This is a genomic window from Collinsella aerofaciens (assembly GCF_002736145.1).
Taxonomy (GTDB): domain Bacteria; phylum Actinomycetota; class Coriobacteriia; order Coriobacteriales; family Coriobacteriaceae; genus Collinsella; species Collinsella aerofaciens_A.
Window position 1 is genome coordinate 2232752 of sequence record NZ_CP024160.1, and the last position, 13901, is coordinate 2246652.

The window sequence follows — 13901 nt, forward strand, 5'->3', positions numbered from 1 at the left end:
ACGGGCGCCCGAAGTACTTGGGCACCCGTAAGCTTGCTATGTGTTGGCTCGCCGGATCATTGGCTCTTAGACGAGCTTGATCTTCTCGATGTCCTTGCGCGAGGACTCGCGATACAGCGAGAACTTGCGGCCGATGACCTGGACGACCTCGGCGTGGCAACGCTCAGCGAGCTCTTCGGCGGCCTCGCGGGCGGAAAGACTGGAGCCATCGAGCACGGAGCACTTAACGAGTTCGTGCTTCTCCAGGTAGGCGACCGTCTGCTCGACGGTGCCCTCGTTGACATCGGACTTACCGATGATGATGGCGGGGTTGAGGTGATGGGCCATGCTGCGAAGCTGCTTGACCTGGGCTCCTGTCAGTGCCATGGGTTCTCGCTTTCTATGTATGGGGCGCCCCGCGACGGGGCCTTAATCTACGTGAGCTGTCCCACGATAGCGCAGGAACGGCACGGTGTGGAGCGCGTTTGCCCAGTTCAAAAAGAATGCGGATGCCGAGTGAGTGGGCGGTGCGGGCTGCGAACAGGCTATGAGCTGGGCGCAGAGACCGGTTCCCATGCAATAAACGCCCAGCGAACCTTACGGATATGGTCGAGCATATAGCGCCCCTGCGGCACGCCCTTGGAGCCCGGCTCACCGGCATGGGAGTTCTCGATCATGTGCTGGGCGATGTAATCGCGCAGGCGGTCGATCTTATCCTCGTTGCCATGTTCGAGCATACGGGAAAAATCCGCCACACCTGCCTCAAGGCTATCGAAGGTGTCGCGTCGAGGCGATTCAAAGTATGTAACCTGCGGCAGGGCACCCATCTGAATGAGGATATTAAAGGCATACACAAAGCCATTACTGCAGGTAACCGAGGCACCGATGGCGTTCATTAAGTGCAGATCATAGCGCGGGCTGGAGTTAGCGACCATCGTGACAGCACAACGCCGACGAGCCGTTCGATCAAGCTTGGCAAGCGCATCTTTTAGATTGGTCGTCGTAACCGACCGACTGGCAAAGGCAACATCCACCGCTTTCGCGACCGGTCCAACCAAATCCCAATCATCATCCCAAGCAAGCTCAAGCGGCGTAATGCGATCCTCGAGCCCATAGTACTCAATGCCAGCATCAAGCGTGCCCAGCATAGCAGGGGAGAAATCAGCCGCAATCACAGGATGCCCAGCCTGAGCAAGCGGAATAGCAATCGACCCAGCCCCACACCCCATATCCAGCACCGACTCACCAGGCTTTAACGCCAACAGCTTCATAAAGTCCCGAGCATAAGGGGCAGTCTCCAGCGGCCGAAAATGCCGAGCCCGCTTATCCCATTCAAAAGAATCATCAGCCCGCCGCCGATCAGCCTGCAAGCGCATCCACTCGCCATTCCAATCAGCAGAAAGCAGCTCAGAGCGAGCATCCCCATCAACCACGGGCCAACCTCCTAGCAACAAAAAAGCGACTCCTCCCAAAAGAAGAGCCGCAACAAGCATATATCAGAAAGAACCGATCCAACGCCAAACCGCCATACCAGCAAAGTAGGGCAGAAGCGAAGCGACTGCCAAAGGGATAGAACCCAATCGAGGTCCCGTTGTGCGGGAGCCCCGCCGCCGGGCGGCAGACATATAAGGTCGATCGCGAGTTCCGCACGAGCCGGAGAGCACTTAATGTGCTCTCCGTGCGAGTCAGGACTGTCCGAGCAGGCGACCTTATATATTTGCCCTCCCCGGGGCTCCTCGCCAGTCCCCCTCAGCTAGTTCTTGAGCGAGTTCAGCGGTGCCGGGAAGCGTCCACCGCGGTGGGCAAGCACGGTGCCGGCGTTGGGGTTCACCGGCATGATGGGCGCACGGCCGAACAGGCCGCCGTACTCGACGCAGTCGCCCACGCCCTTGCCGATGGCGGGAATCACGCGCACGGCCGTGGTCTTGTTGTTGATGACGCCGATGGCCATCTCGTCGGCGATGATGCCGGCGATGGTCTCGACCGGAGTGTCGCCGGGGATGGCGATCATGTCCAGGCCAACGGAGCACACGCAGGTCATGGCCTCGAGCTTCTCGAGCGAAAGCGCACCGGCCTCGACGGCGGCGATCATGCCGGCGTCCTCGGATACGGGGATGAAAGCGCCGGAGAGACCGCCCACGCTGGAACTGGCCATGACGCCGCCCTTCTTGACGGCATCGTTGAGCATGGCGAGCGCGCAGGTCGTGCCGGGGCCACCGCAGGTGCCCACGCCGATGATCTCGAGGATGCGCGCGACGGAGTCGCCAATGGCAGGCGTAGGTGCCAGCGACAGGTCGACAATGCCCTTCTCGACACCCAGGCGATGGGCGGCCTCGCGGCTCATGAGCTCGCCGGCGCGGGTTATCTTAAAGGCGGTCTGCTTAATCTTCTCGGCGACTTCCATCATCGATGCGGAATCGGGCAGCGTCTCCAGGGCTGCGGCCATAACGCCGGGGCCCGAAACGCCTACGTTGATGACGGCGTCGGCCTCGCCACCGCCGTGGACGGCGCCCGCCATAAACGGGGAGTCCTCGACCATGTTGGCAAAGCAGACAAACTTGGAAGCGCCGACGGAATCCTGGTCGGCCGTGAGTTTAGCGGCATCGATGATGGTCTGGGCGGCCATGAGCACGGCGTCCATGTTGATGCCGGCACGCAGGCTGGCGACGTTGACGCTGGAGCAGACACGGCTGGTGGTGGCAAGCGCCTGCGGGATGGACTGGATGACGCGGCGGTCGGCGTCGCCGATGCCCTTCTGGACGAGTGCGGAGAAGCCGCCCAGGTAGTCGATGCCGAGGGTCTCGGCCGCGCGGTCGAGGGCATGCGCGATGGGGGTGAGGTCCTCATCCTTGCAGCAAGCGGCGATCTGCGCCACCGGGGTGACGGAAACGCGCTTGTTGACGATGGGGATACCGTACTCGCGCTCGAGGTTCTCGGCGGTCTCGACCAGATGCTCAGCCGTGTGCGTCACGTGGTCGTAGATCTTCGTACACATGCGGTCGAGGTTCTCGTCACCGCAACCCATGAGCGAAACACCCATGGTGATGGTCCTGATGTCGAGGTTCTGCTCCTCAACCATGCCGCGGGTTTCCGCGATTTCTGCGGGCGTGATCGCCATCCTTGCGCTCCTATCTGCCAAAACGAGCATAGTCTTTTCTATTCTAACGTGCCGCACGTGCCAAGTGGCGCATGCGGCACGTTTTGGCGCTCGGTTGTTTCCGTTGTGTTACTGGCCAAAGACCTCTTCGGCGATACGAGCGCTTTCGGCGGCGTCCTTGGCGTAGTAGTCCGCGCCGATCTGCTTGGCGTATTCGGGGGTGAGTACGGCGCCGCCTACGATGATCTTGACGCCCGGCACCTCGGCATGAAGCAGCTTGATGGTCTCTTCCATGGCCACGACGGTGGTAGTCATAAGCGCCGAAAGGCCGACGAGCTTGATGTCGCGCTCCTGTACGGTCTTGAGCACCTCTTGCGGGTCGACGTCGCGGCCTAGGTCAAAGACGGTATAGCCGTAGTTGTCGAGCAGCATCTTGACGATGTTCTTACCGATGTCGTGGATATCGCCTTTAACGGTGGCCACGCAGATCTTGCCCTTGTCGGCAATCTCGCCGGCGGGCATCAGCCGCTTGATGGTGTCGAAGCCCACGCGTGCCGCCTCGGCCGAGGCCATAAGCTGCGGCAAGAAGAATTTTCCCTGGTCAAAGAGGACGCCAACCTCGTCGAGGGCGGGGATAAAGTGATTGTTGATGAGGTCCATGGCGTCGTGATCTGCCAGTAGACGCTCGGTCTCGGCAGCGATCTCGCCTTTGCGGCCCGAGACGACCATGCGACGAATCGGGTCGTCGGTGCCGGCGGTGCCAGCAGCGGGCACGGTGTCGGTCGATGCGGCCTGAGCTGCTGCCGGGTTTGCGGCGATCTTATACGGATCGATCCAGCCAGCGTAGCGCTCGATGTATCCGGTCGAGCCCTCGTCCTCAACGCTCAGCACGCGATAGCTGTAGACGGTATCCATAAAGCGCTTGGAACCCGGGTTCATGATGGGGGCGTCCAGACCTGCACCAAAGGCGGCGGCCAAAAAGACCGAGCCCAGCAGCGGCCGCGCGGGCAGACCAAAGCTGATGTTCGACACGCCGAGCGCGCATTTGACGCCCAGGCGCTCCTTGCACAGGGACATGGCGCGTAGGATCTGCTCGGCCTGGCGTTGATTGGTCGAGGCGGTCATGACCAGGCAGTCGATGAGGATACGGTCCGGGCCGATGCCGTAGCGGGCGGCCTCGGCCACGATATGCTCGGCGATGGCGAAGCGGGCCTCGGCGGTATCGGGGATGCCGCTTTCGTCGAGCGTAAGGCCGACGACGTTGGTGCCGTAGTGGGCGACCAGCGGGAAGATCTCATCCATGATCTGCTGCTTGCCATTGACCGAGTTGATGATGGGCTTGCCGGCGTAGCGGCGTACGGCGGCCTCGACGGCTGCGGGGTCGGTGGAGTCGATCTGCAGCGGCAGCAGCGTGGAACCCTGGAGCTGCTCGGTCGCTTGCTGGATGACCTTGACCTCGTCGATCTCGGGCAGGCCCACGTTGACGTCCAGGATGTCGGCGCCCTGCTCTTGCTGGCTGATGCCCTGGCTCACGACGTAGTCCAGGTCGCCGTCGCGCAGGGCCTGCTGCAGGCGCTTTTTGCCGGTGGGATTGATGCGCTCGCCGATGACGGCAATCTTGTGGCCGTCGCAGGGAAGGTCCACGACCGTTTGGGCGCTCGTGACCGACATGCTGGGCTTGCGGTGGCGCGGACTGGGCGTGTGGTTATCGATGAGCGTGCGCAGCGCTGCCATGTGCGCCGGCGTGGTGCCGCAGCAGCCGCCCACGACGCTCACGCCGTCGGCAATCATGCCGGCGACGGCCTTGGCGTATTCGGGGGCTTGGATATCAAAGACGGTGTTGCCGTCGTTGTCCACATGGGGGAGTCCCGCATTGGCCTGCACCATAACGGGCTTGTCGGTGACGGTGAGCATACGCGCGGCGAGTCCTCGGAGCTCGGCCGGGCCCTGGCTGCAGTTGATGCCCAGGACGTCGGCGCCGATGGCGTCGAGGGTGATGGCGGCAACCTCAGGGCTCGTGCCCAAGAAGGTGCGACCGTCTTCCTCAAAGGTCATGGTGGCAAAGACGGGCAGGTCGGAGTTCTCGCGGCAGGCGAGGACTGCCGCCTTGATCTCGGCCAGGTCGGTCATAGTCTCGATAATAAAGAGGTCCACGCCCGCATCGACGCCGGCGCGTACTTCCTCGGCAAAGAGGTCATAGGCCTCGTCGAAGCTGAGGGTACCCAAGGGGCGCAGCAGGGCGCCGATGGGGCCGATGTCGCCGGCGACATAGTGGGCACCGGCCGCGCGGGCGCAGGCGACGGCGGCGGCAAAGACATCTGCCACGGTAGCGGCACCGTCGAGCTTGTGGGCGTTGGCGCCAAAGGTGTTGGCGGTGATCACGTCGCAGCCGGCCTCGACGTACTGACGCTGGATGTCGGTAATGACCTGGGGCTCCTCAAAGTTGAGCAGCTCGGGCAGGGCGCCGGCCTTCATGCCGGCCGCCTGCAGCATGGTGCCCATGCCGCCGTCGAACAGCAGGTGCCCCGTGCCCTCGATGGCGGCGCGCAGGCGATCGTCCTTAATGTGCAGGTCGTCGATCGTGCGCGTTTTGTACGCGGCACCGTTGCGACGTGCGGCATCAACGGGTGCCGCCAATGCAGTGCCGTCAGAATCATGAGTGATAAGCGGAGTAAACATCGAGGGCTCCTAATGGCTGGAATAGCAGGTGGTGTGGGCGGCGCGGAAGCGACAGTGCTCGCGCATACGGCAGATATTGCAGGTGGGGCGGCTCTGGGCGTCGTGGACCTCGCCGTCGAACAGGCCGATCACCGCGGTCACGCTCTTGGTGGGCATGAGTAGGCTGGTGGGGGTGACGGTAAGTCCAATGAGGCGCGTGGCGTTGAGTGCATCCACGATCGAGCGCTGGGCAGAGAGCGGGCAGTCGCCATAGCCGGGACTGAAGCGCCAGTTGCCGGCGAGCCCGTGTGCAGCGGCCGCGGCCTTGACCTGCTGGTCCATCTGCTCGACGGCGGCTTCTACATAGGCAGAGCATGCGGCGTCGAGCACGGCGCCTTCCAGGGGTTGCTGGGCTCCGGTGGTTCGCAGACGGCGTTCGGCGTCCATGCCGAGTGTGCATGCCATGAGTGCGGCAAGGCGGGCGTCCTTAAGGTGGCGATAGATATCGCGACCTTGCAACTCAACGTTGGTGCCAACCAGACGGATGCAAGGCTCTCCCTGCTCGTCCACGCCCGTGGCATCGATGGCAAATACGCGGCGCACGCCACGGGGCTCAATGTCCAGCTCAAGGCGCTCGACCACAAGCTCAATACGTCGTGACAGCTCGGGCTCAATCTGCTGCCCGCCGTAACCCAGATATCGCAGCATCTCGGCACGGTCGACACGGGGATGGTGCGCAGCATCGACACGGTAAAGCGCCGGCGACGCAAGGTCGGCCGGCACTTCGACAGCGGTTGTATCGATGTGCGGTTTTTCCATTACCCTAGGCGCTCCATAATGGTCGCGGCGATCGCAGGACGATTCATAGTGTACAGGTGCAGACCGGCGGCACCGTGCTCCTTAAGGTCGCAAAGCTGACGGGCGGCATAATCTACGCCGGCTGCCTGCAGGCTCTCGGGGTCGTTCTCGTACTTGGCGAGAATCTTGATGACGGGGGAGGGCAGCGACGCGCCGCACATAAAGACCATGCGGCTGATCTGCGACTTGCCCATAAACGGCATGATGCCCGCGGTAATGGGCACGGTGATACCTGCCTTGTCGGCAAGCTCGCGGAAACGGTAGAAGCACTCGTTATCAAAGAAGAGCTGCGTCACAAAGAAGCTCGCGCCAGCGTCCTGTTTTTGCTTGAGGTGTTCGACCGAGAGGTTGAGATCCTCACAGGCAATGTGGCCCTCGGGGTAGGCTGCGGCGCCCACGCAAAAGCCGGCGTCGACGAGCTCGGGGATGAGGTCGCGGGCGTAGGCGTAGTCGGAGGCGGGCTTGTCGTCCTCGGTCGCGCCGGCAGGGAGATCGCCACGCAGGGCCAGGATGTTTTCCACGCCGGCGGTGCGATACTCGTCGATCTTGGCGGCGATATCGGCGTGCGAACGGCCCACGCAGGTAAGGTGTGCCACCGAGGGTGTATCGAATTCGCTCGTAATCATATGCGCGATGGGGGCGGTGGTGGCACCGTTGCCCGAGCCGCCGGCCGAGCAAGTAACCGAGACAAAGCTCGGCGAAAGCTTGCACAGATTGCCTGCCACCTTGCGAGCCGTATCGAGGGTGAGCTCGCCCTTGGGCGGGAACATCTCAAAAGAAACGGGCGTGGTGCCCTGGGATGCTGCCTGCTTAAAAACCTCATCGACGCGCATATCGTGCTCCTTTAGATACGTAATAGTGTGATGTGTTGTAAGGATTCTACAGCACCACTGTGTCACGGTGGAGTTTCACTCGCTATTCGGGGATACCAATCAAAGATGCCTTGCTATCGACATTCCCTATAGCAGAGCGGCTGATTTTGATACGGGCTATAAAGACTGGTATCTGATGCGAAATACCAGTTAATAGAGCCCCATCCCAAATTGACTACCCTTAAACCATGGGGAGAGGTCTGCAATTTATACAGTTGATTGGCTGTTGAGGGCGGCAACGCCGCCGCGATGCGGTAACCTCATTGATTGGTTTCGTGACAGCAACATAACGGTAATGTTGCGGAAACACGACGAGCCTAATCTATGACTCGTTCGTTAGTAATCAACACCGCTTCTCACGCGGTGCCGATACGAAGGGAGTTCCGTATGGCCGAACTTACTGACCGCTTCGGGACCATGGTGTTCTCTGAGGAAGTCATGAAGGACTACCTCCCCAAGGACATTTGGAAGCGCCTTGCTGCAACCCTCGAGGACGGTGAGCCGCTCGACCTGGATGTGGCCAACGCCGTTGCCCACGCCATGAAGGTCTGGGCCATCTCCAAGGGCGCGACGCACTACGCGCACTGGTTCCAGCCGCTTTCGGGCATTACTTCCGAGAAGCACGACAGCTTCCTCGAGCCCAACCACGACGGCACCGCCATTACCAAGTTTACGGGCAAGAACCTCATCCAGGGCGAGCCGGACGCCTCCAGCTTCCCCAACGGCGGCCTGCGTGCCACCTTCGAGGCCCGTGGCTACACCGCTTGGGACCCCACCAGCCCCGCCTTTATCAAGGACGACGTCCTCTGCATCCCCACGGCTTTCTGCTCCTACACGGGCGAGGCCCTGGACAAGAAGACCCCGCTGCTGCGCTCTATGACCGCGCTCTCGCGTGAGTCCAAGCGCGTTTTGGCGCTGTTTGGCAAGACCCCCAAGAAGGTCGTTCCTTCCGTGGGCGATGAGCAGGAGTACTTCCTGATCAAGAAGGACGCTTACCGCAAGCGCAGGGACCTGGTCATCACCGGTCGCACCCTCTTTGGCGCTGCTCCCTGCAAGGGCCAGGAGCTCGAGGAACACTACTTTGGCGCTATCCGCCCCACCGTCTCGTCCTATATGAAGGACCTGGACGATGAACTGTGGGCGCTTGGCATTCCTGCCAAGACCAAGCACAACGAGGTCGCTCCCTGCCAGCATGAGCTCGCCCCTGTCTACGGCGAGGTCAACGAGGCCATCGACCAGAATCTGGTCATGATGGAGAAGATGAAGCTCATCGCCTCCCGCCACGACTTGGTCTGCCTGCTGCACGAGAAGCCCTTTGAGGGCATCAACGGTTCGGGCAAGCACAACAACTGGTCGCTTGGCACCGAGTCCGAGAACCTGCTCGACCCGGGCGACACCCCGCTCGACAACCTGCAGTTCATCGTCTTCCTCACCGCGGTGATCGAGGCCGTCGATAACTATCAGGAGCTCCTGCGTGCCTCCGTTGCCTCGGCCGGCAACGATCATCGTCTGGGCGCCAACGAGGCTCCTCCGGCGATTATGTCCATCTTCCTGGGCGACCAGCTTACCGAGGTCGTCGAGAAGATTATCGATGGCAAGGCTTCCGTCCATGCCACGCGCGGCGTGCTCGACCTGGGTGCCGATACCCTGCCCAAGCTGATGCAGGACAACACCGACCGCAACCGCACCTCCCCGTTTGCCTTCACTGGCAACAAGTTCGAGTTCCGTGCCTGCGGCTCCGAGCAGAACGTCTCCGACTCCAACCTGGTGCTCGATGCCGCCGTGGCCAAGTCGCTCAAGTCCTTCGCCGACGCACTCGAGGGTACGCCCGAGGATAAGTTCCAGGACGCCGCGCTCGAGTACTGCAAGAAGGTGCTGACCGATCACCAGCGCATCCTGTTCTCCGGCGACGGTTACTCCGACGAGTGGCCCATCGAGGCCGAGAAGCGCGGCCTTGCCAACAACAAGACCACGGCCGACGCTCTTCCCGCCTTTGTTTCCGATAAGGCTATCGCGCTCTTTGAGGAGACGGGCGTCCTGACCAAGGCCGAGGCTCAGTGCCGCTACGACTGCAAGCTCGAGAAGTACAACAAGCTCATGAACATTGAGGCCACCACGATGGTTCGCGAGGCGCGTCGTACCTATCGCCCGGTCATTACCGCCTATGCCACCAAGGTCGCTAAGGGCCTTGAGGCTATCCGTGCTGCCGGTGCCGATGCTGCCATGCAGTGCGAGCAGAACACGCTCAACAAGCTCTGCAACGGCATCACCGCCATCAACGACTCCATCAAGGCGCTCGACGCCGTACATCAGAAGGCCGAGGCCCTCGATGGCCAGGAGCAGGCCAACGTGTACGCGCACGAGGTCGTTCCCGCTATGGATACGCTGCGTGCCGCCGTGGATGCCATGGAGGAGATCGTGGCCGCTGACTACTGGCCGGTCCCGACCTACGACGACATCCTGTTCTACGTGTAGAGCGTAACTGACATATCGTCACGGTATTGAGCCGGGGTCCGCATCGCGCGGCCCCTGGCTTTCTTGTTGAACAAATTTATTAGGGAAGAGTCTGCTCCGTGCCGTTTGCTAGGGTAGGGGTGTGCGCGTTGCCGTGTCGTGAAAATGGAAGATGCTCGGAATATAACGCGCCTCGACATACTCAAATTGAGTTCCGGTTGAGTCGAATGTCTGGCTGGTTACGACCGCCAGATACGAAGAAGAATCGACGTCAAGCAACCGGCAGTCCTCAGTGTCGGGCTGGGCGAGTGTTATCGTTCGTTTGCTCACGGCAATGGTGAGCCCTAGCTCATCCTCGATGTAATGGAAGAGCGACAGGGTGGCATTCTGCTCGTTTAGGCCGGGGACGGAGGAAGTTAGGAAGTAGTGGCGGTCGACAGCGACCGGTTTATCGTCGAGCATGCGGACGAGCTTCAAATGCGTAAGGTCTTCTCCTTCGGGAAATCCCGTCAACTGAGCTAGATACTTATTGGTGCTTACGTGTTCGAAATAGACGATTTTTGACGTTGGAATTGCTCCGATCGCGTGTGCCGATTCGCTGAACGAAGAAAGGTCATTTACGGTGAATGCGCCCTCTTTGCTGGCGCCTGCAAGTGACGTCTCGATTACGAGGACTCCCTTGCCTTTAATGGACTGAACTAGACCTTCATTTGCGAGAAGTGAAATGGCCTTGCGCACCGTCATTCGAGAACAGGAGAACTCTTTGGACAGATTTTGTTCGGAAGGAAGGAGCGATCCCACGGGATGCTTACCTTCGACAATCCGCTCTCGAAGGCTGCGGTAAATTTCACTGTACAGGATCCTTGCCAAAATGCTCTCCTTATAGAGGTGGTGCGGAATGCGTCAAATCGGCGCGATAGTCTGTTTCTACCAATTATAGGAAGTGAAGACGCTTAAAGTTACCGCTTACCGTCATAAATCAACCGTTCACCCGTGTGCTTAACATGTCTAGACAGATAGCAAATCACTGAGGATATAATTCAAGTCGTCAAGTACATGTCTAGACAGGAGGATTTGCAATGGCAAAACAGAGCTATGCGGTTACTATCGCGGGAGGCGGAAGCACTTATACGCCGGGCGTTGTTCTGACACTTCTCGCGAAGCGTGATGTGTTCCCCATCAATAGGATTACGCTCTATGACAACGATGCCGAGCGTCAGGGGACAATTGCCAAGGCATGTGCCATCTACATCAGGGAGAATGCCCCAGAGGTAACCTTCAGCTATACGACCGACCCTGAGGAGGCCTTCACAGGCATCGACTTTGTACTTGCCCAGATTCGCGTTGGCAAGTACGCTATGCGCGATAAGGACGAGAAGATCCCCCTGCGCTATGGCGTTCTCGGCCAAGAGACCTGCGGTCCTGGTGGCATTGCTTATGGCTTGCGCTCCATTGGCGGCGTACTCGAGATCCTTGACTACATGGAGAAATACAGTCCCAACGCATGGATGCTCAACTACTCCAACCCCGCGGCGATCGTTGCTGAGGCGACACGCCGCCTTCGCCCGGATTCAAAGATCATCAACATTTGCGACATGCCAATAGCCCTGATGGATATCATGGCTCAGATGTGTGGTCTCAAGGACCACAACGACCTCGTCGTCGGCTACTACGGCCTCAACCACTTTGGCTGGTGGACAAAGATTCACGACCGTGCAGGCAATGACCTTATGCCCACTATCAAGGCCCAAATGGCTAAAAACGGTTATGCTGGCGAGGATTCTGGCCTTGAATTCGTCGATGCGTCTTGGGACCAGACGTTCCGTAAGGCTAAGGATGTTTACGCGCTCGATCCGAATACCATTCCGAACACCTACCTCAAGTACTATCTCTTCCCGGACTATGTGGTTGAGCACACCGACCCCAACCACACCCGCACCGACGAGGTCCGTGAGGGTCGCGAGAAACGCGTTTTCGGTACCGCTCGCCAGATCATCGAAAAGGGCACGTCTGAGGGTTTCGGCCTTAAGCCAGATACCCACGCTGAGTACATTGTCGATCTCGCTCGCGCTTTGGCAGAGAACACCCGTGAACGTTTCTCGCTGATTGTTCCCAACGACGGGGCTGTGTCCAATTTTGACCCAACGGCTATGGTCGAGATCCCCTGCATCGTCGGCAGCGACGGCTACGAGAAAATTTGCCAAGGTGAGATTCCGCAATTCCAGAAAGGACTTATGGAGGAACAGGTCTCGGTCGAAAAGCTTGCAGTGTCTGCTTGGGTCGACCATTCCTATCAGGAGCTTTGGCAGGCGCTGACGCTTTCGAAGACGGTCCCCTCTGCCTCCGTTGCAAAGAAGATCCTTGACGATCTCATTGAGGCGAATAAGGAGTTCTGGCCAGAGCTTCACTAGTATCGGAAATCAATTTAGCGAATGATGGCGGGCGGCCGACCTTGGACAGGCCGCATGGGAGGAAAACCATGAGCGAAAGCAAAGAGCTTGCAAATCGCAAGCTCGGCGAGGACGTAGTTGGCCTCGTCGGCGGTAAGGAAAACATCCTGAGCATCTCGCACTGCATGACGCGTCTACGTTTCAAGCTGCGAGACGATGCGAAGGCCGATACTAAGGCAATTGAATCTCATAAAGGCGTCATTCAAGTAATCAACGCGAATGGCCAGTATCAGGTTGTTGTCGGCATCAATGTGATTGAGGATGTTTACGATGCCGCGGTTGCCGCTTCTGGTGTCGAGGGACTGGGCGAGGTTAATCTTGATGGTGAGCCCGTCAAGAAAGGAAACGTTGTTAGTGCCCTTATCGATACTATTTCGGGCGTAATCCAGCCGATTCTTGCGGTTCTGTGTGCCGCGGGCATGATCAAGGGTGTTTTGAGTATTCTCGTCGCCCTTGGATGGATTACGGCGACAGATGGCTTGTACCAGATTCTATATGCGGCTGGTGACGGCTTCTTCTACTTCCTGCCGATTATCCTTGGCTATACCGCGGCAAAGAAGTTTGGCTGTAGTGAGTTCGTTGGCATGACGCTCGGTATCGCACTTACGTATCCGGCGATGGTCAACATCACATCTGGCGATGTTTTGGGAACGGTGTTTGCCGGCACTCCCTTTGCCATGAACTACTACACGACTTTCCTCGGCATACCCGTCATCATGCCGTCTTCGGGTTATACGAGCTCTGTCATTCCGATTATCATCTCTGTTTGGTTCGCGGCAAAGCTGGAGAAGTGGTGCCGCAAGCATTTCTCTGAGTATGTAAAGTTCTTCTTTGTGCCTACGTGCGTGCTCGTTGTGATGGTCCCCGCTACCTATTTGATTATTGGCCCGATTGCCACCCTGATCACGAACCTCATGAGCCTGCTGTTTAACTCCCTCTACAGCTTGCCTGTCATCGGCGGCGCGCTCGGCGGCATCGTGCTTACTGCCATTTGGCAGCCTATGGTCATCTTCGGATTCCACTGGAGTGTCATTGCCCTCATGCTGGTGAACATTGCCTCCCAGGGCTGGGATATTGTCATGGCGCCGTACATGGTTTGTTCATACGCTCAGTCCCTTGCCGTCCTCGCTATCCTTCTGAAGACTAAGGACGTAAAGCTCAAGCAGCTTGCATGGCCGGCGTTCATCTCGGGCTTCTTCTTCGGCATCACCGAACCCTGCATCTACGGCGTGACCCTTCCGCGCAAGAAGCCTTTTATCATGAGCTGCATCGCCTCTGTGCCCGGCGGCCTAATCATCGGCGCTCTTGGCACCAAGATGTTCGCCTTCACCGGCGGCGGCTTCTGCGCCTTCCCGGGCTTCATTGACCCGTCCGGTGCAATGGGCGCGAACTACCTGATTTACGTAATCATAGCCATCGTGGTTTCCAGCGTGATTTCGTTCCTGCTTACGTATGCGACGTACAAGGAGGACGTGCCGGCGGTAGAGGCTGCAAAGTAGCCAAAGAAGTGGAGCTGCGGGACAAGTATTTCCC

General features: G+C 59.4%; 10 protein-coding genes. 3 read left to right on the plus strand and 7 right to left on the minus strand.

Annotated elements, in window-relative coordinates; translation table 11 throughout:
• Positions 1-66: 66 nt before the first annotated feature.
• The 6 genes from CSV91_RS09640 to CSV91_RS09665 form a co-directional block, all read right to left on the minus strand.
• Entirely contained in the window at positions 67-366 is a 300-nt protein-coding gene (locus CSV91_RS09640) for a YhbY family RNA-binding protein (protein ID WP_006234690.1), read from the minus strand.
• Between the two features lie 158 nt (positions 367-524).
• Entirely contained in the window at positions 525-1412 is an 888-nt protein-coding gene (locus CSV91_RS09645) for a methyltransferase domain-containing protein (RefSeq protein WP_232049609.1), read from the minus strand.
• A gap of 320 nt (positions 1413-1732) precedes the next feature.
• Positions 1733-3097: a PFL family protein gene (locus tag CSV91_RS09650; protein ID WP_035136908.1), complete on the minus strand. Its 1365-nt coding sequence runs from the start codon at positions 3095-3097 to the stop codon at positions 1733-1735.
• 108 nt (positions 3098-3205) lie between these two features.
• Positions 3206-5755, minus strand: a complete 2550-nt coding sequence (locus CSV91_RS09655; protein WP_172622483.1) for a homocysteine S-methyltransferase family protein — start codon at positions 5753-5755, stop codon at positions 3206-3208.
• A 9-nt stretch (positions 5756-5764) separates the two neighbouring features.
• Positions 5765-6553 carry a hypothetical protein gene (locus CSV91_RS09660; RefSeq protein WP_099432699.1) on the minus strand — a complete coding sequence of 263 codons (789 nt, stop codon included), beginning with the start codon at positions 6551-6553 and terminating at the stop codon, positions 5765-5767.
• Positions 6553-7425 (minus strand): methylenetetrahydrofolate reductase, encoded by an 873-nt coding sequence (locus CSV91_RS09665; RefSeq protein WP_099432700.1) that lies wholly within the window; start codon positions 7423-7425, stop codon positions 6553-6555. The genes CSV91_RS09660 and CSV91_RS09665 overlap by 1 nt, the downstream gene beginning before the upstream one ends.
• 426 nt (positions 7426-7851) lie before the next feature.
• Between CSV91_RS09665 and CSV91_RS09670 the strand changes: the two genes are divergently transcribed.
• Positions 7852-9939, plus strand: a complete 2088-nt coding sequence (locus CSV91_RS09670; RefSeq protein ID WP_099432701.1) for a glutamine synthetase III family protein — start codon at positions 7852-7854, stop codon at positions 9937-9939.
• Between the two features lie 108 nt (positions 9940-10047).
• Here CSV91_RS09670 and CSV91_RS09675 read toward each other — a convergent pair whose 3' ends face one another.
• Complete coding sequence (locus CSV91_RS09675) at positions 10048-10788, minus strand: GntR family transcriptional regulator (protein ID WP_099432702.1); 741 nt, start codon at positions 10786-10788, stop codon at positions 10048-10050.
• A gap of 209 nt (positions 10789-10997) precedes the next feature.
• Between CSV91_RS09675 and CSV91_RS09680 the strand changes: the two genes are divergently transcribed.
• Both CSV91_RS09680 and CSV91_RS09685 read left to right on the plus strand, forming a co-directional pair.
• A complete protein-coding gene (locus CSV91_RS09680) occupies positions 10998-12329 on the plus strand; it encodes a 6-phospho-alpha-glucosidase (RefSeq protein ID WP_099432703.1) in 1332 nt (443 codons plus the stop codon).
• Between the two features lie 68 nt (positions 12330-12397).
• Positions 12398-13867 carry a PTS transporter subunit EIIC gene (locus CSV91_RS09685; RefSeq protein WP_099432704.1) on the plus strand — a complete coding sequence of 490 codons (1470 nt, stop codon included), beginning with the start codon at positions 12398-12400 and terminating at the stop codon, positions 13865-13867.
• The last annotated feature ends 34 nt before the right edge of the window (positions 13868-13901 follow it).

Excerpts from the sequence above, each read along its gene's own strand:
- CSV91_RS09640 (WP_006234690.1), bottom strand. The coding sequence starts at position 366 with ATGGCACTGACAGGAGCCCAGGTCAAGCAGCTTCGCAGCATGGCCCAT.
- CSV91_RS09650 (WP_035136908.1), bottom strand. The coding sequence starts at position 3,097 with ATGGCGATCACGCCCGCAGAAATCGCGGAAACCCGCGGCATGGTTGAG.
- CSV91_RS09655 (WP_172622483.1), bottom strand. The coding sequence starts at position 5,755 with ATGTTTACTCCGCTTATCACTCATGATTCTGACGGCACTGCATTGGCG.
- CSV91_RS09660 (WP_099432699.1), bottom strand. The coding sequence starts at position 6,553 with ATGGAAAAACCGCACATCGATACAACCGCTGTCGAAGTGCCGGCCGAC.
- CSV91_RS09665 (WP_099432700.1), bottom strand. The coding sequence starts at position 7,425 with ATGCGCGTCGATGAGGTTTTTAAGCAGGCAGCATCCCAGGGCACCACG.
- CSV91_RS09670 (WP_099432701.1), top strand. The coding sequence starts at position 7,852 with ATGGCCGAACTTACTGACCGCTTCGGGACCATGGTGTTCTCTGAGGAA.
- CSV91_RS09680 (WP_099432703.1), top strand. The coding sequence starts at position 10,998 with ATGGCAAAACAGAGCTATGCGGTTACTATCGCGGGAGGCGGAAGCACT.
- CSV91_RS09685 (WP_099432704.1), top strand. The coding sequence starts at position 12,398 with ATGAGCGAAAGCAAAGAGCTTGCAAATCGCAAGCTCGGCGAGGACGTA.